The 15,635-nt window shown below is 71.7% G+C and carries 20 protein-coding genes and 1 riboswitch; of the genes, 15 read left to right on the forward strand and 5 right to left on the reverse strand.

The genetic code is table 11. The annotated features are described in order from the left end of the window. Window positions 1-85: 85 nt before the first annotated feature. Window positions 86-373, forward strand: coding sequence for a DUF3099 domain-containing protein (locus SLV14N_RS16485; protein WP_078518611.1), 288 nt, complete (start codon window positions 86-88; stop codon window positions 371-373). 74 nt (window positions 374-447) lie between these two features. Here SLV14N_RS16485 and SLV14N_RS16490 read toward each other — a convergent pair whose 3' ends face one another. Next, on the reverse strand, window positions 448-813 hold the full coding sequence (locus SLV14N_RS16490; RefSeq protein WP_006603935.1) for a DsrE family protein: 366 nt from the start codon (window positions 811-813) through the stop codon (window positions 448-450). Window positions 814-1,098: 285 nt separating this feature from the next. Between SLV14N_RS16490 and SLV14N_RS16495 the strand changes: the two genes are divergently transcribed. The 6 genes from SLV14N_RS16495 (at window position 1,099) to SLV14N_RS16520 (ending at window position 6,341) form a co-directional block, all read left to right on the forward strand. After that, the gene (locus SLV14N_RS16495) at window positions 1,099-1,686 is read left to right on the forward strand and encodes an FABP family protein (RefSeq protein WP_018089708.1); all 588 of its coding nucleotides are present in this window, start codon (window positions 1,099-1,101) and stop codon (window positions 1,684-1,686) included. Window positions 1,687-1,729: 43 nt separating this feature from the next. Continuing rightward, window positions 1,730-1,803: riboswitch (cobalamin riboswitch) on the forward strand. A gap of 124 nt (window positions 1,804-1,927) precedes the next feature. After that, a complete protein-coding gene (locus SLV14N_RS16500) occupies window positions 1,928-3,022 on the forward strand; it encodes an iron ABC transporter permease (protein WP_263269863.1) in 1,095 nt (364 codons plus the stop codon). Further along, a complete protein-coding gene (locus SLV14N_RS16505; RefSeq protein ID WP_208681611.1) occupies window positions 3,022-3,804 on the forward strand; it encodes an ABC transporter ATP-binding protein in 783 nt (260 codons plus the stop codon). Before SLV14N_RS16500 ends, SLV14N_RS16505 begins: the two co-directional genes overlap by 1 nt. An 8-nt stretch (window positions 3,805-3,812) precedes the next feature. Beyond that, the gene (locus SLV14N_RS16510) at window positions 3,813-4,844 is read left to right on the forward strand and encodes an ABC transporter substrate-binding protein (RefSeq protein WP_263269865.1); all 1,032 of its coding nucleotides are present in this window, start codon (window positions 3,813-3,815) and stop codon (window positions 4,842-4,844) included. Window positions 4,845-4,891: 47 nt separating this feature from the next. Then, window positions 4,892-5,329 (forward strand): Fur family transcriptional regulator, encoded by a 438-nt coding sequence (locus SLV14N_RS16515; RefSeq protein WP_263269867.1) that lies wholly within the window; start codon window positions 4,892-4,894, stop codon window positions 5,327-5,329. A 31-nt stretch (window positions 5,330-5,360) separates the two neighbouring features. Next, on the forward strand, window positions 5,361-6,341 hold the full coding sequence (locus SLV14N_RS16520; RefSeq protein WP_263269869.1) for a folate-binding protein YgfZ: 981 nt from the start codon (window positions 5,361-5,363) through the stop codon (window positions 6,339-6,341). 34 nt (window positions 6,342-6,375) lie between these two features. Here SLV14N_RS16520 and dtd read toward each other — a convergent pair whose 3' ends face one another. Continuing rightward, on the reverse strand, window positions 6,376-6,801 hold the full coding sequence (gene dtd / locus SLV14N_RS16525) for a D-aminoacyl-tRNA deacylase (protein ID WP_026169644.1): 426 nt from the start codon (window positions 6,799-6,801) through the stop codon (window positions 6,376-6,378). A gap of 175 nt (window positions 6,802-6,976) precedes the next feature. Here dtd and SLV14N_RS16530 point away from each other — a divergent pair, with 175 nt between their 5' ends. The 4 genes from SLV14N_RS16530 to SLV14N_RS16545 all read left to right on the forward strand — a co-directional run bounded on the left by SLV14N_RS16530 (window position 6,977) and on the right by SLV14N_RS16545 (window position 10,693). Then, window positions 6,977-7,717, forward strand: coding sequence for an ABC transporter substrate-binding protein (locus tag SLV14N_RS16530; protein WP_259670361.1), 741 nt, complete (start codon window positions 6,977-6,979; stop codon window positions 7,715-7,717). Between the two features lie 93 nt (window positions 7,718-7,810). Further along, window positions 7,811-8,815: an asparaginase gene (locus SLV14N_RS16535; protein WP_263273180.1), complete on the forward strand. Its 1,005-nt coding sequence runs from the start codon at window positions 7,811-7,813 to the stop codon at window positions 8,813-8,815. Window positions 8,816-9,528: 713 nt separating this feature from the next. Continuing rightward, window positions 9,529-9,960, forward strand: a complete 432-nt coding sequence (locus SLV14N_RS16540; protein WP_208681618.1) for an ankyrin repeat domain-containing protein — start codon at window positions 9,529-9,531, stop codon at window positions 9,958-9,960. Window positions 9,961-10,126: 166 nt separating this feature from the next. Beyond that, window positions 10,127-10,693, forward strand: a complete 567-nt coding sequence (locus SLV14N_RS16545; RefSeq protein WP_208681621.1) for an NADPH-dependent FMN reductase — start codon at window positions 10,127-10,129, stop codon at window positions 10,691-10,693. A 16-nt stretch (window positions 10,694-10,709) separates the two neighbouring features. On the opposite strand, the gene SLV14N_RS16550 is transcribed toward SLV14N_RS16545, so the two are convergent. Next, window positions 10,710-11,294, reverse strand: coding sequence for a TetR/AcrR family transcriptional regulator (locus SLV14N_RS16550; protein ID WP_208681623.1), 585 nt, complete (start codon window positions 11,292-11,294; stop codon window positions 10,710-10,712). 203 nt (window positions 11,295-11,497) lie between these two features. Here SLV14N_RS16550 and SLV14N_RS16555 point away from each other — a divergent pair, with 203 nt between their 5' ends. Further along, window positions 11,498-11,911, forward strand: a complete 414-nt coding sequence (locus SLV14N_RS16555; RefSeq protein WP_208681624.1) for a VOC family protein — start codon at window positions 11,498-11,500, stop codon at window positions 11,909-11,911. A gap of 86 nt (window positions 11,912-11,997) precedes the next feature. Then, complete coding sequence (locus SLV14N_RS16560; protein WP_208681626.1) at window positions 11,998-12,357, forward strand: helix-turn-helix domain-containing protein; 360 nt, start codon at window positions 11,998-12,000, stop codon at window positions 12,355-12,357. 342 nt (window positions 12,358-12,699) lie between these two features. On the opposite strand, the gene SLV14N_RS16565 is transcribed toward SLV14N_RS16560, so the two are convergent. Next, window positions 12,700-13,110, reverse strand: a complete 411-nt coding sequence (locus SLV14N_RS16565) for a VOC family protein (RefSeq protein WP_208681628.1) — start codon at window positions 13,108-13,110, stop codon at window positions 12,700-12,702. Between the two features lie 204 nt (window positions 13,111-13,314). Between SLV14N_RS16565 and SLV14N_RS16570 the strand changes: the two genes are divergently transcribed. Together SLV14N_RS16570 and SLV14N_RS16575 are read left to right on the forward strand one after the other, a co-directional pair. Beyond that, window positions 13,315-13,896: a TetR/AcrR family transcriptional regulator gene (locus SLV14N_RS16570; RefSeq protein WP_263273181.1), complete on the forward strand. Its 582-nt coding sequence runs from the start codon at window positions 13,315-13,317 to the stop codon at window positions 13,894-13,896. Then, the gene (locus SLV14N_RS16575; RefSeq protein ID WP_208681630.1) at window positions 13,896-14,270 is read left to right on the forward strand and encodes a VOC family protein; all 375 of its coding nucleotides are present in this window, start codon (window positions 13,896-13,898) and stop codon (window positions 14,268-14,270) included. The genes SLV14N_RS16570 and SLV14N_RS16575 overlap by 1 nt, the downstream gene beginning before the upstream one ends. A gap of 138 nt (window positions 14,271-14,408) precedes the next feature. Here the strand turns inward: SLV14N_RS16575 and SLV14N_RS16580 are convergent, their stop codons facing one another. Next, window positions 14,409-15,401, reverse strand: a complete 993-nt coding sequence (locus SLV14N_RS16580) for an aldo/keto reductase (protein WP_208681632.1) — start codon at window positions 15,399-15,401, stop codon at window positions 14,409-14,411. Window positions 15,402-15,635: the final 234 nt, after the last annotated feature.

Consider the following 15,635-nt stretch of genomic DNA (forward strand, 5'->3'; position numbering starts at 1 on the left):
GTGCGGCCCTCCGTGCCGTGCGCGGCCGGTCCCGGGGCCTTCTCCCCGGCTTCTGTCCTGCCCGGCACGGACTTACCGTGGAGATATGGACGCGCACCGCCGGTCGCCCGTAGAGCGCCGTCACCGCAGGTACTTCGTCCTGATGGGCGTGTGCCTGGTGCTGTTCGTCCTGGCCTGGGGTGTGGTGCGGCTGTGGTCGGTCCCGGTCGCGGTGGGCATGTGCGTGGTCGCCATGGTCATCCCGCCGGTCGCGGCCGTCATCGGCAACCGGCGCGAGCCCGGCGAGCGCTGGTGGGACGAGTCCGGCGACCCCGAGTCCGACCGCTGGTGGCGCGAACTGGACGACCGGGGCGACGACAAACACCCGCAGTAGGCCCAGGCGTGTCCCCGGGCCCGGCCGTGCGGTCCGGACGGGCAGCCGCGGACGGGCGGCTCCCGTGGGAGCGCTCAGTACACCAGCGCCTGGACGTCGTCCGGCATGATCTCGCTGACGAACACCTGGGCACCGGCGATCCCGGCCCCCTCGATCAGGTCCTTCTGCTCGATGTCCCGCCGGGCCGCGCACTGGGTGCAGACCGTGAGCGCCCCGCCGCCCGCGCGGATCCCGTCGATCAGCTCCGGCAGCGGCGCCGCGTGTGGCAGCTCGAACTCCGCCGCCCGCCCCGGCAGCGCGAACCACACGGACTCCCCGGTCAGCCACAGGGACACCTCGACGCCGCTGGCCACCGCCACCGCCGCCACCGTGAACGCCTGCGAGCACCGCTCGGGCGCATCCGCACCCGCCGTCACCTTGATCACGAGCTTCTTCGCCATGAGGCAAGAGTAGGCGCGGCGGACCTCACAGCGCCGCTGTCACCGCCGCCGACTAGACTCGCAGGCGGTCCGTTACACCCTCACTCCGTTCAAGGAGCGCGCTCGTGCTTGAGGCATTCTTCACCACCCTGCTGGTTCTGGTCGGCATCGGCGTCATCGCGTTCGCCGGTCTGACCTGGAAGAAGCTTTACCAGGGCCAGCGCTGAGCCCGTCTCCCACCACCCGTCGCAGGAGCGCCGCCCGCGCCCCTGTCGATCCCCCTCTCTATAGATCGCCTGAGCTCTCATGATCGAGATCCCGTCCGACCTGAACCCGGCCCTGGTGCCGCTCGCCTTCCTCCTCGGCAACTGGGAGGGCGCCGGCGTCGCCGAATTCCCGGGCACCGAGAAGTGCAACTTCGGGCAGGAGGTCACCTTCAGCCACGACGGCCGTGACTTCCTCGAGTACACCTCGCACAGCTGGGTGCTCGACGCCGAAGGCAAGAAGGTCCGCCCGCTGGAGTCCGAGAGCGGCTTCTGGCGCATCGACGCGGACCGCAAGGTCGAGATCGTGATGTGCCGCGACCAGGGCGTGGTGGAGGTCTGGTACGGCGAGCTGGCCGACCAGAAGCCGCAGATCGACCTGGCCACCGACGCCATCGCGCGCACCGCCGCCTCCGGCCCGTACAGCGGCGGCAAGCGGCTCTACGGCTATGTCAACAGCGACCTGATGTGGGTCGGCGAGAAGTCCACCCCGGACGTGCCGCTGCGGCCGTACATGTCCGCGCATCTGAAGAAGGTCGCCGACCTCAAGGAGTGGGCGGAGAGCCTGCCCGACGACATGCCGGACGGCGTCTCCTTCTTCCGGCCGGACGGCACGCCCTACAACCCCTGAGCCACCCCGGGGAGAGTCCCGCTCTCCCCGCCAGCGCCCCGCGGGGGAAGCCGGTCGAAGTCCGGCGCTGACCCGCAACGGTAGGCGGAAGCTCTCCTTCCGCAAGCCCGATTGCCCGCGGTGCGCGCAGCTTCCCGTACATCTCGCCGTGGACTGCGAGGGGACGCCGCCCGGCCCTCGCGGCCCCGGGCCGCCCCTTGGTACGTAGGGACGCGGCCCGACCCCGAGGCGGCCGACCGACGTGGCGACCACCAGCGCGCATCCGACGACGGACGGGACCGGCGCACCGCCGACCTCCCGGCGGCTGCCCGTACCACCCCTGCTCGCCGTGCTCACGGCCGTCCTGCTCGGCTCCCTGCTGTGCGGCGTCGGGCTCGGCGCCGCCGGTCTGAGCTGGGCCGAGGTGCTGCGGTATCTGGGCGCCGGGCTGACCGGCGGCACGATCTCCTCCGACGAGGTCGCCGCCTACACCATCGTGTGGGAGCTGCGCTTCCCGCGCGCCGTGCTGGCGGCCGTCGTCGGCGCCGGACTCGCCGCCCTCGGTGTGGCCGTCCAGGCCCTGGTCCGCAACGCCCTCGCCGACCCGTTCGTGCTCGGTATCTCCTCCGGGGCCGCCGTCGGCGCCAACGCCGTCCTGCTCTTCGGGGCGCTCGGCGCACTCGGCGTCTGGGCGCTGTCGGCCGCGGCCTTCGTCTCCGCGCTGGGCGCCATGGCCCTGGTGTACGCCGCCGCACGCACCGCCCACGGGCTCACCCCGCTGCGTCTGGTGCTGACCGGCACCGCGATGTACTACGGCTTCTCCGCCCTCACCACCCTCATGGTGTTCACCGCCGACCACGGCGAGGCGGCCCGCTCGGCGATGATGTGGCTGCTCGGGAGCCTGAGCGGGGCCGGCTGGGGCTCGGTGCCGATCGCCGCGGCCGCGGTGGCCGGCACGCTGGCCCATCTGCTGCTCTCCGCGGGCCGGCTCAATGCGCTGGCCATGGGCGACGAGACCGCCACCGCCCTCGGGGTGCGGGTGCACCGGCTGCGCCGCGAGCTGTTCGTCGTCGCGGCCGCCGGCACCGGCGCGGTGGTCGCGGTCAGCGGTGGGATCGGCTTCGTCGGGCTGATGGTGCCGCATGTGGCCCGGATGCTGGTCGGCGCCGACCACCGCCGGGTACTGGCCGTCGCCCCGCTGCTCGGCGCGGTGCTGCTGGTGTGGGTGGATCTGCTCTCCCGGGTGCTGCTGGCGCCCGTCGAACTGCCGGTCGGCGTGCTCACCGCCGTCATCGGCGTGCCCTGCTTCGTGGTGCTGATGCGGCGGCGCGGCTACACCTTCGGAGGCGGCGCCTGATGCGGATCGACGTCACGGACCTGTCCGTGGAGGTGGCCGGGAAGCGGCTGGTCCACGACATCACGCTGCGGGCCGGCAGCGGCCGGGTGGTCGGCCTGGTCGGCCCCAACGGCAGCGGAAAATCGACCCTGTTGCGCTGTGTCTACCGCGCGCTGCGCCCGGCCGCCGGGACCGTACGGCTGGACGACGCGGATCTGCACGCCATGGACGCGCGCACGGGCGCCCGGCTGCTGGCCGCGCTGCCCCAGGAGGCGAGTACGGAGTTCGATTTCACCGTCGCCGAGGTCGTCGCGATGGGGCGGCTGCCGCATCAGCGCGGCTCGGGCCGGGCGAGCGCGGCGGACCGCGAGCGCTGCACGCGGGCGCTGGCCCGGGTCGGCGCGGACCACCTGGCCGGGCGCGGCTTCCTCAGCCTGTCCGGCGGCGAGAAACAGCGGGTGCTGATCGCCCGCGCGCTGGCCCAGGACCCGCGGGTGCTGGTCCTCGACGAGCCGACCAACCACCTGGACATCGCCCAGCAGTTGGCGGTGCTGGCACTGGTGCGGGACAGCGGGCTGACGGTGCTGACCGCGCTGCACGACCTCAATCTGGCCGCCCTGCACTGCGACGAGCTGTATGTCATCGACCGCGGCCGGATCGTCGCCGCGGGCCCGCCCTACGACGTGCTCACCCCGGAGCTGCTCGCCGAGGTCTTCGGCGTCCGCGCCCACCGCGTACGGCATCCCGAATCGGGCGCCGTCCAGCTGCTGTTCGACCGCCTCCCCGCCCCCGCCGACTCCTGAGGACCACCATGCACCGCCCCACCGCCCCGCTCACCGCCCTCGCCCTCGCGCTCGCCCTGACCGGCTGCGGCGCGAAGGTCTCCGACGACGACAGCGACGCCGCGCACGACCGGCCCGCCAAGGCCTCCGGCCACTACCCCGTCACCGTGGAGAACTGCGGCCTCCGCACCACCTACGACAAGCCGCCCGCCCGTGTGGTCACCAACGACGTCGGCATCACCGAGATCATGTTCGCGCTCGGCCTGGAGCACCGGATGGCCGGCTATGTCATGCCCGACGACAAGGGCGACCTCGACGGCGTCCCCTGGAAGGCCGCGTACGACAAGGTCCCCTGGCTCGGCAAGAAGACGCTCACCAAGGAGATCGCCCTCGACGCCCGCGCCGACCTGGTCTTCGCGGGCTGGAACTACGGCTTCGGCGAGGACACCGGCCTCACCCCCGCCGCCCTGAAGAAGCTCGGCATCGGCAGCCATGTGCTGACCGAGTCCTGCCGCAACGGCAGGGACGGCGCCCGCGGGGTGATGCCGCCCCTGGAGGCGCTCTACACCGACCTGACGACGCTCGGGAAGATCTTCGACGTCGAGGACCGCGCCGCCGCCCTGGTGAAGAAGTACAAGAAGCAGGTGGCCGACGCCGCCGCCAAGGCCCCCGCACCCGCCGACCGGCCCTCCGTCTTCCTCTACGACGACGGCCGCGACAAGCCCTTCACCTCGGGCAAGTACGCCGGACCGCACGACATCATCACCAAGGCCGGCGGCGACCACGTCATGAAGGACCTCAAGGACTCCTGGACCACCGTCGGCTGGGAGACCGTCGTCGACCGCGACCCCGACGTCATCGTCATCAACGACTACGGCGACACCTCCGCCGCACAGAAGAAGGCGTTCCTGATGTCCTACAGGCCGCTCGCCGGCGTCTCGGCCATCAAGCACCACCGGATCTACGTCATGGACTACGCCGACCTCGTCGAGAGCCCCCGCAACCCCGCCGCCGTCAGTGACCTGGCCCGCTATCTGCGCGGGGTACGGGCGGGCGGCTGACCGGGCGACGTACGGACACCCGCGGCCCGCCCTTCTACACTGGCCGTGTGGTGACCACCGACTGGCAGAGCGACCTCCGCAGGCGCGGATACCGCCTGACCCCGCAGCGTCAGCTCGTGCTGGAGGCTGTGGACAGACTGGAGCATGCCACCCCGGACGACATTCTCACCGAGGTGCGCAAGACGGCGGGCGGGGTGAACATCTCCACGGTCTACCGGACCCTGGAACTCCTCGAAGAGCTGGGCCTGGTCAGCCACGCCCACCTCGGACACGGGGCCCCGACCTACCACCTCGCCGACCGCCACCACCACATGCACCTGGTGTGCCGGGACTGCACGGAGGTCGTCGAGGCGGATCTGTCGGTGGCCGAGCCCTTCACGGCGATGCTGCGCGAACAATTCGGCTTCGAGACGGACATGAAGCATTTCGCGATCTTCGGGCGCTGTGCGGCCTGCCGCGCCAAGGCCGCCGAGGGCGACGGCTGAGGCCCTCGCCCCCGAGTCGTAGGCTGGCCCCATGCCGCGACCTTCACCCGCCAGCCCCCTGCTGTCGCTGCCCGGCGCCGTCCCCGCCGAGGCCCCCGACGAAGGCGTCGCCGCGCACTACGGCGACCTCTTCCGGGAGCAGCGCGCCCTCGCCGACGGCTCGGGCTTCGTCGACCTCTCCCACCGTGGCGTGGTCACCGTCACCGGCCCCGAACGGCTGAGCTGGCTGCATCTGCTGCTCACCCAGCACGTCAGCGACCTCCCGCCCGGCCATGCCACCGAGGCGCTGATCCTGTCCGCGCACGGCCATATCGAGCATGCGGTCTCCCTCGTCGACGACGGCGAGACGACCTGGATGCACACCGAACCCGGCAACCAGGAGGCGCTGATCGCCTACCTGGAGAGCATGAAGTTCTTCTACCGGGTCGAGGTCACCGACCGCACCGACGAGATCGCCGTCGTCCATCTGCCGGCCGGCTCCATCGCCGAGGTGCCCGGGAACGCCGTCGTACGCGAGACCGCGCACGGCCGCGACCTGTTCCTGCCGCGCGCCGATCTGGAGTCCTTCGCCGCGGACCACGGCCCCGCGGCCGGCGTCCTGGCGCTGGAGGCCCTGCGCGTCGAGGCCCACCGCCCCCGCCTGGGTCTGGAGACCGACCACCGCACCATCCCGCACGAGCTGGGCTGGATCGGCAGCGCCGTCCACCTGGAGAAGGGCTGCTACCGCGGCCAGGAGACCGTCGCTCGCGTCCACAACCTGGGCAAACCGCCCCGCCGGCTGGTCTTCCTGCACCTGGACGGCAGCGAGGTCCATCTGCCCCCGCACGGCACCCCCGTCCGTCTCGCCGCGGAGGGCGAGGAGGGCCGGCAGCTCGGCTTCATCACCACCTCGGCCCGCCACCACGAGCTCGGCCCGATCGCGCTCGCCCTGGTCAAGCGGAACGTGCCGGTCGACGCGCCCCTGATGGCGGGCACCACGGCCGCGGCCCAGGAGGTCGTCGTCGAGCCGTAGGGACCGGCCCCGGTGGGGACCGGCCCGGCGCGGGCTACACCTCCACCATCACCGTGAACGGCCCGTCATTCGTCAGCGACACCTTCATGGACGCACCGAAGCGGCCGGTCTCCACATGGGCGCCCAGCGCCCGCAGCTGCGCGACGACCTCGTCGACCAGCGGCTCGGCGACCGGCCCCGGTGCGGCGGCGTTCCAGGTGGGGCGGCGGCCCTTGCGGGCGTCACCGTAGAGAGTGAACTGGCTGATCACCAGCAGCGGTGCCGAGGTGTCCGAGCAGGACTTCTCGCCCTGCAGAATCCGCACCGACCACAGCTTGCGGGCGAGCTGCGCCGCCTTCTCCTTCGTGTCCTCGTGCGTGACCCCCACCAGCACGCACAGCCCCTCACCGACGATCTCCCCGACCGTCTCGCCCGCCACCTCGACGCGGGCACCGTCAACCCTTTGCACCACAGCTCGCATACCCGCCATCATGCCGGGCGGCCCACCGCCTTCGGACAGCCGTGCCCCCACTGGGGCCGTTCGGGTGCCATGGCCCTGCAGAAGGACCGCCCAGAGTGGCACGATGCGTGCACGTGGTGCGTTTCATGGACAACATGCCCAGGACGCGGCACCGGACGAGGGGACGGAACGATTCATGAGCACTCTCGGCGCCGGACAGACACCCGGTCCCGTACCAACCGCCCGTACGACACCGACCGGACGGACGACATCGACCGCCCCCACCACAGACCCCGCCCATCCGGCGCCCGCCACCCCACCACCCCCGACCGCCCTGACGACGACCACAGCGACGGCTCGCGTCGAGCCCCCCGGCACCGAGGACGGCCCCATGCTCCAGGCAGGCCAGACGCAGCAACCCCGCCCTCCGCAGCAGCGCGACCGCTGCCTGCCGGCCACCACTCCGGATCTGTCCGGCCTGGGGCTGCCCGAGCTGCGGGTCGTCCGGCGTGATTCCCAGCAGGAAGAGGCCGATCTCAGCTATCTGCGGCGGCTGTTGCAGGGCCGGATCGACATCCTGCGGGCCGAGATCGCCCGCCGGACCGCCCAGCACTCACCGCTGCTGGACCGGCTCCCGGAGATCCTGACGGACCTGCCGTCGCGGCACCGCTCCTCCGCCCGTCATGTGACGCTCGGTACGCCGCACAGCGAGGAGTACCGCAGGCTCGCCGAGGACATGCTCGGCGAGGTGGAGCTGTCCGACCTCACCGCGCGTACGGACCAGGAGCTGCACGACGCGATGGGCCGGCTGATCCGCTACGAACAGCAGGTGTCCCGGCGCCGTCAGTCCTTGCAGCGCACCACCGACGATTGCAGCGCCGAAATTGCCCGCAGGTACCGTGAAGGCGAAGCGCAAGTAGACGACCTGCTGTCCTGACCGGGCCACAAGCCTCAGGGGGGGCGCAGGCCACTCCCCGGAAGGCCGACGATGACCTCGCCCACCCCCATATCCGAGCCGACCTCGGAATCCATGTCCGCGGATTCCCCGGCGGCCGCGCTTTCCCCCGCTTCCTCCGCTTCCCCCGCTTCCTCCGCCGTCTCCCCCGTCCTCGCCGAGGTCGTCCGCTCCGGCTTCGTCGAGGGCCGGCACCGCGGTTCCCTCGTGGTGCTGGCCGCCGACGGCAGCGTGGAGTGGGCGCTGGGCGATGTCACCGCCCCCGTCTTCCCCCGCTCCACGAACAAGCCGATGCAGGCCGCGGCGGTGCTGCGGGCGGGCCTGGACCTCTCCGGCGAGCGGCTGGCGCTGGCCGCCGCGAGCCACTCCGGCGAGCCGTTCCACCTCGATCTCGTACGGACCATGCTGGCCGAGCACGGTCTGACCGCCGACCACCTCCAGACGCCCGCGGACCTGCCGCTGGACCCCGAGGAGGCGGAGGCCTACCTCGCCTCGGGCCAGGTCCGCGACCGCCTCACCATGAACTGCTCGGGCAAGCACACCGCGATGCTGGCCGCCGCCGCGCTCAACGGCTGGCCGCTCGCCACGTACCTCGACGAGGCCCATCCGCTGCAGCAGCTGGTGGCGGAGGGGGTCCGCACTGCAAGCGGCGAGGACGTCGCCCATGTCGGCACGGACGGCTGCGGGGCGCCCCTGCTGTCGCTGTCGCTGACCGGGCTGGCGCGCGCCTTCCGGCACTTCGTCATGGCCGATCCCGGCACCCCGGAGCGACGGGTCGCCGATGCGATGCGCGCCCACCCGGAGTACGTCGCCGGCACCCGCCGCCCCGACACGTGGCTGATGCGGAGCCTCCCCGGCGCGCTCTCCAAAATGGGCGCCGAGGCCGTCCAGGCCCTGGCCCTCCCCGACGGCCGCGCCCTGGCCTTCAAGATCGACGACGGCGCCACCCGCACCCTCGGCCCCGTCCTCGCCCGTACCCTCCGCCTCATGGGCCTCGACACCCCTGTCCTCACCCGCCTTGAGGACGCGCCTCTCCTGGGCGGCGGGGCGCGGGTGGGGGAGATCCGCGCGGCGTTCTGAGCGGGGTCTTACGGGGCCGTTGTTTGTCCGCGGGTGTGTTGTGGCTGGGCACGCAGTTCCCCGCGCCCCTTCGTGGCGCGGCCGATCCGTCACTTGCTTCGGGGGCTGTGCGGGTTGGTGGGGGCTGGGGTGTTGCGGCGCTTGTGGTTGCCGCGGGGGTCGGAGGGGACGCACCGGGACCCGTCCTCGGCGCGGGCGACGCGGGTCCATGGGATTGATTGCCCCGGCGTTCGCTCCGGTCCTGCGGGCGGGCCCCGGTACATCCCCTCCAACCATCCAGCGTTGCCGACTGCCGCCCGGTGGCACCGCCCGTCACAGCCCAGACCCTGGCCGCGCCCAATGAGCGGGCGGCTGGCCAGGTCCCTGCCAAGGGGTGCCACGCGTGGTCGTGACGGTGATCGGTACGGCGGGAGAGCCGCGCACGTACGGCGGTCGGAGGGGATGTCCGGTGAGCCGCCCGCAGGACCGGAGCGAACAACGGGGCTCCCAACCTCCGGGACCAGGGCCGCCCGCGCCGAGGACGGATTACCGGGCGTCCCCTCCGGCCCCCCACCCACAACCCGTAGGCGAACCGGCCCCAGCCCACGGCAACCCGCACCGACGCCAGCCCACGGCAACCCCGCGCCCGCTGCCGCAGCGGCCATGGCCTGCATAAAGTGGCGATGACACAGTGCACGCACGTATCACCCACCACCAGCAGGAGGCCGGCGACCATGAGCGACGCGAATTCCGAGCCGCAGGGGCCCGAGGCGATCGAGCACGCGCACGACCCCGAGGTGCTGCAGCTCGCGGCCAAGGTGTTCGACCTGGCGCGGCACGGCGACACCGACACGGTCGCCGCATACGTGGACGCGGGCGTACCCGCCAACCTGACGAACGACAAGGGCGACTCGCTCGTGATGCTGGCGGCGTACCACGGCCACCCCGCCACCGTGGAGGCCCTGTTGCAGCGCGGCGCCGACGCCGACCGCCCCAACGACCGCGGCCAGACCCCGCTCGCCGGCGCGGTGTTCAAGGCCGAGGACGAAGTCGTCAAGGTCCTGATGGCACACGGCGCGGACCCGGCGGCAGGCACCCCGTCGGCGATCGACACGGCCCGGATGTTCGAGAAGGCGGAGCTGCTCAAGCTGTTCGGGGCGGAGTGACCCGGCCGGCGGCCCGGTAGGCGGGACCCGGCAGACGGCTCAGTCGGCGGGGCCCGGACGCACCACCCCGCCTCGCTTGACCTCAAGCTCGGTTGAGGTCCTAGCGTCGAGTCCCGACGGCACCCCGCCGCTCACGACTCACGCCGCACGCCACGAAGGGCCCCGCATGTCCGAGCACCCGTACCGCCTCGCAGTGATCATCGGCAGCACCCGGGAGGGCCGGTTCGCGCCCGTCATCGCGAACTGGTTCACCCGGCACGCCGAAAGCCACCCGCACATCGACGTGGACGTCATCGACCTGGACGCCGTCCGCCCGTACGAACTCCGTTACGGCAGCGAGGAGTACGAGGCCTTCGCCAAGCGCGTCGACGAGGCGGACGCCTTCGTCGTGATCACCCCGGAGTACAACCACTCCTTCCCGGCCCCGCTCAAGCACGCCATCGATCTGCTGCACCCCCAGTGGCAGGCCAAGCCGGTCGGCTTCGTGTCGTACGGCGGGATCTCCGGCGGCCTCCGCGCCGTCGAGCAACTGCGCCTGGTGTTCGCCGAGTTGCACGCCACCACGGTGCGCGAAACGGTGAGTTTCCCGCTCGCCGGCAACCTCTTCGACGACACCGGCCACCTGCACGACCCGGCCCCGGCCGCCCAGGCCGCCGACACCCTGCTCCACCAGCTCACCTGGTGGGCGGTGACCCTCCGCGAGGCCCGCGCGACCCGCCCGTACGCCGGCTAGGGCTCGCTCGCGCCCGCTACTTCTCGTCCTCCGGCCCGATCGCACGGTCGACGAGCGCCGAGATCAGCCCCTCGGTCTCGTCGTCCGGCACCACCCCGGGCAGCGTGAGCTGCTCCAGCATCAGCCCTGTCATGGCGAGGTAGATCAACACCACAGCGGTACGGTCACCCGGCAGTCCGCTCTCCAGGTGGAAGCGGATGTCGTCGTCGAGCGTCGCCCGGATGGCCCGGGTCAGCTCCGCCCGCAGTTCGGGCCGCCGGGTCGCCTCCAGGCGCAGCTCCAGCATCGCCAGGTAGCCGGTGCGGTTCTCGGTCACCCGGCGATTGATCCACCCCATCAGCTCGACGACCAGTGCCCGGCTCGGCGGCGCGGCCATCACCGCGGTGACCTCGTCCGGGTCCGGCGCGATGCGCTGATGGATCTGCGCGGTGACCTGGGCCAGCAGATCGTCCCTGCTGGCGAAGTAGTTGGAGGCGGTGCCGTGGGGCACGCCCGCGGCCGCATCGACGGCCCGGAACGTCAGCCCGCGCGCACCATCCCGCGCCAGCACCTCGATCGCGGCATCCACCAGCGCAGCCCGCCGCTCGGGGTTACGCACCATGTCGTCCACCTCGCCCCATGTCGCCCGTCTCCTCCTTCTCCGGCTTCCCGGCCCTCCGCCGATTCCCCGGCCCCCTCCGACCCGACCCCCTCCGGACTCCCGGAAAACCCTTCTCCGAAAACCACTAGCAACCACTACAGCCAAAGTACTACAACTGGAGTTGTTGCGCTGCGGACCGGCCGCCGCCAACGGAGAGGACCACCATGCGCTTCGCCAAGATCGGCACCGCCCTGCTCACCGACGACGTCGCCGCCAGCACCCGCTTCTACGCCGACCACTTCGGCTTCCAGCCGCTGGCGGAGCTGGACTGGTACGCCAGCCTCCAGCACCCCCAACACCCCGAATACACCCTGGACTTCGTCCAGCGCGGCCATGAGGCCATGCCCGCCGGCTTCCGCGCCCAGGAGACCGGCGGCGTACTCCTCGGCTTCCTCGTGACGGACGCCGCAGCCGAGGAGGCCGCCCTGCGCGCCAAGGGCGTCGCCATCGCGGAACCCCTGCGGGACGAGCCGTGGGGGCAGCGCCGCTTCAACGTGTGGGGCCCCGAGGGCACCCTGATCGAGGTACTGCAGAACATCGACCCCGACCCGGAGTGGATGGCCGCCCAGGGCCTGTGAGCGCCCCTCGCGCCGACCTCCCTTGCCCGCCGGGCCGGTACGCGTCCGATACTTGGCCCGGCAAGGACCACACCAGGGGGAACGCCATGAGCGCACGCAAGGGCCCGTACGAATGCGGACTGGACGCCGCGGTGGACGTCATCGGCGGAAAATGGAAGGTGCTGCTGCTGTGGGCGCTGGCCCAGCGCCCACAGCGGTTCGGTGAGCTGCGGCGGGAGTTGCCGAAGATCAGCGAAAAGGTGCTGACCCAGCAGCTGCGCGAACTGGAGGCCGACGGCATCGTGCACCGCGAGAACTTTCCCCAGGTACCGCCGAAGGTCGAATACTCACTCACCGACTTCGGCCTCTCACTGAACGAGGCGCTGGCCCCCCTCGGCGCCTGGGGCCGCGCCCATATGGCCCACCTGGAGGCCACCCACCCCCAACGCCATCCGGCAGAGGCCTGAGCCCCGCATCCGATGCCGCCGGGGCCTCCGTGACGCTCAGGCACTTCCCACAGCCCCGGAACTCCCAACACTCCCAGCCCTCCGGGCACTCTCCGTGCCCGCGGCGCCTGCTGCACCTCCGGCGGCTCCGTCAGCCCCGTCAGCTCCGGGAGATTCCGCCTCGCGTTGCGCACGGGCGGCGGCCAGCGCCCGCTCGAACCCGTGCTGAGTGGCGTCGCACCACTGCAGGAGATCCGTCAGCAACTCCCGCAGATTCCCGCTCGGACTCCGCCGCCAGCCCTCTTCGGACAGCCCGTAGACCCGCAGTGCCTCCTCCGCCCGCGCCCGCCACCCCCACCCCGCTCAACCCTCGGGAGGTCGCTCCTGCAGCGCCCAGCCGTTGCCGTCCGGGTCGCTGAAGTAGACGAACGAGTTCCATGCCCCGTCGGGGCCGTCGACCATCGCACCGTTCTCGACATGCTGCACGGGGCCGGCCGGCACCCCCCGTTCGACCAGTTGCGCACGGGCCGCGGCGATATCGGGGACCACCAATTGCAGCCCCTGCAGCGATCCTGGCTGCACCTCCGTGACGCCGCTGCCTGCGCCGATGACGATCGAGCAGCCCGATCCAGGTGGCGTCAGCTGCACGATGCGTGCCTCTTCGCCGAGGCTCATGTCGTGATCGACGGCAAAGCCCATCTGCTCGCTGTAGAAGCGCTTCGCCCGTTCCACATCGGTGACCGGAACCGGCACCAGTTCGAGCTTCCAGTCCATGGCGCGCCGTCCTTCCGTACGGGCGACGGCCCAAGAACTGCGGCCGTCGGAACCGGCCCTCTCGCGCTGCAAGCAGTCTAAGGAGCGAGGCGCGCCTACGCGCATCCATTGACGGAGTGAGTACTCACTCCTTACCGTCGCGCCATGACACCACCACCCTCCCGTCGACGCGCCCCCGGTATGAGCGTCGAGGAGCGTCGCGCCATGATCGTGGCCGCCGCGCTGCCGCTCGTGGCGGAGTACGGCGCGGCCGTCACCACCAGCCAGATCGCCCGCGCCGCCGGCATCGGGGAGGCCACGATCTTCCGGGCCTTCAAGGACAAGGACGAGGTACTGGACGCCTGTGTCGCCGAGGCGGTCGGCACCGACCATGTGCTGCGCGAACTCGCCTCGATCTCCCTGGAAGAGCCGCTCGCCGACCGGCTGGCCGAGGCCGCCGAGGCGCTGCGCGCCCATATGGAACGCATGGGCACCGTCGTCGGCGCCCTCCACGCCTCGGGACACCGTCGGGGGCGCGGGCCCGGCGCCGGCACCCGGGACGGTGAGGATCCGCCGCCGGACAGCCGGGCGCAGTCCGTCACCGCCCTGCGCAACGCCGTCATCGAGCTGATCGAACCCGACCGGACCGCCTTCCGCCTGAGCCCCGAGAAGGTTGCCGCCGCCTTTCTGGGCCTGCTCTTCACCCGGCTGCAGACACCGGCGCCGGACGCCGACGCACCGCTCACCCCCGAGGAACTCATCGCCGTACTGCTGCACGGCACCCTCAACGACCCCGGGAGCGCCTGATGGCCGTGACCCTCAACCACACCATCGTCCCGGCCGCCGATCACCGCGCGGCCGCCCACTTCTTCGCCTCGGTCATGGGCCTGCCGGAACTCCCGCCGGCCGGCCGACGGGGACACTTCCTCCCGGTCCGGGTGAACGAGACGCTCACCCTCGACTTCATGACCGCACCGGACACCGAAGGCCATCACCTCGCCTTCGACGTCGACCCCGAGACGTTCGACGGAATCCTCGCCCGCCTCCGGGCCGCCGGTATCCCCTACGGCAACGACCCCACCGAACCGGACAACGGCCGGACCGACCATCCCCTGTGCGCCCGCGGCCTGTTCTTCCGCGACGACTCCCACAACCTCTACGAGGTCATGTCGCCGGAGTGACCGAACCGTCGGAGCGCCAGTTCTCCCCCTCCCCTCCCCTCCCCTCCCCCTTCTTCCCCTCAGCCCTCAGGCCCGTCAGCCGTCAGCCGTCAGCCGTCAGCCGTCAGCCGTCAGCCGTCAGCCGTCAGCCGTCAGCCGTCAGCCGTCGACGAACGTCATGCTGACCTCGTCGTAGCGGGTTCCGGCTATTCGGCCTGCCGGGGCGGCGGCGTCGATCGCGGTGAGTTCCTCGGCGGTCAGCTCGATGGTGAGGGCGCCGAGGTTCTCCTCCAGGTACTTCTGGCGGCGGGTGCCGGGGATCGGCACGACATCGGCCCCGCGGTGCTGCACCCAGGCCAGGGCGAGCTGTCCGGCACTGACGCCCTTCTCGGCGGCGAGTGCGTCGAGCTTCTCCACGATGGCCAGGTTCTGCTCCAGGTTGCCGTCGGCGAAGCGCGGCTGGCTGCGGCGCACATCGGACTCCGGCAGTCCCTTCACCGAGGTGTAGCGCCCGGTCAGGAATCCGCGCCCGAGCGGCGAGAACGGCACCAGACCGATGCCGAGTTCACGGCACACCGGTGCGATCTCGGCCTCCAGATCGCGGGTCCACAGCGACCACTCGCTCTGCAGCGCGGCAATCGGATGCACCGCGTGCGCCCGGCGGAGGGTCGCCGCACTCGCCTCGGACAGCCCGAGGTGACGCACCTTGCCGGCCGCGACGAGCTCGGCCATCGCCCCGACGGTCTCCTCGATCGGCACGTCGGGGTCGACGCGGTGCTGGTAGTAGAGGTCGATGTGGTCGACCCCGAGCCGGCGCAGCGAGGCGTCACAGGCCTCGCGTACGTAGGCGGCGTCGCCGCGGATCATGGTCGGCTCACCGAGCCGGTTGGCGAATCCGAACTTCGTCGCCAGCACCGCCTCGTCCCGCCGGCCGGCGATGGCCCGGCCGATCAGCTCCTCGTTGTGTCCCGCTCCGTAGAAATCGGAGGTGTCCAGGAGGCTGACGCCGAGGTCGAGCGCGCGGTGGATGGTCGCGACAGACTGCGCGTCGTCCGACTCCCCATAGCCGTGGCTCATGCCCATGCAGCCGAGCCCCTGCGCGGAGACCACCAGCTCGCCGAGGTGACGCGTCGGGATGTTCGTCGTGGTCATGCTGCTGCTTCCTCCTGGACGTACGGCGGACGGACGGGGATCTCGGCACCCGTCCCAGAGCCCTGATCACTGAGGCCTGACCCCTGAGACCAGACCCTGAGACCAGAGCCCTGAGACCAGAGCCCTGTGACCGGGGCCCATGTGTCGGGCCTGTCCCGGAATCCCGTCCCGGACGGTATGAGTTGGAGTGCACTCGAAGTCAACTGGACTGTGTCCAGGCGCCGATTGCGCCCG

This window comes from Streptomyces sp. Je 1-4 4N24, from assembly GCF_026239515.1.
Lineage (GTDB): Bacteria > Actinomycetota > Actinomycetes > Streptomycetales > Streptomycetaceae > Streptomyces > Streptomyces nigrescens.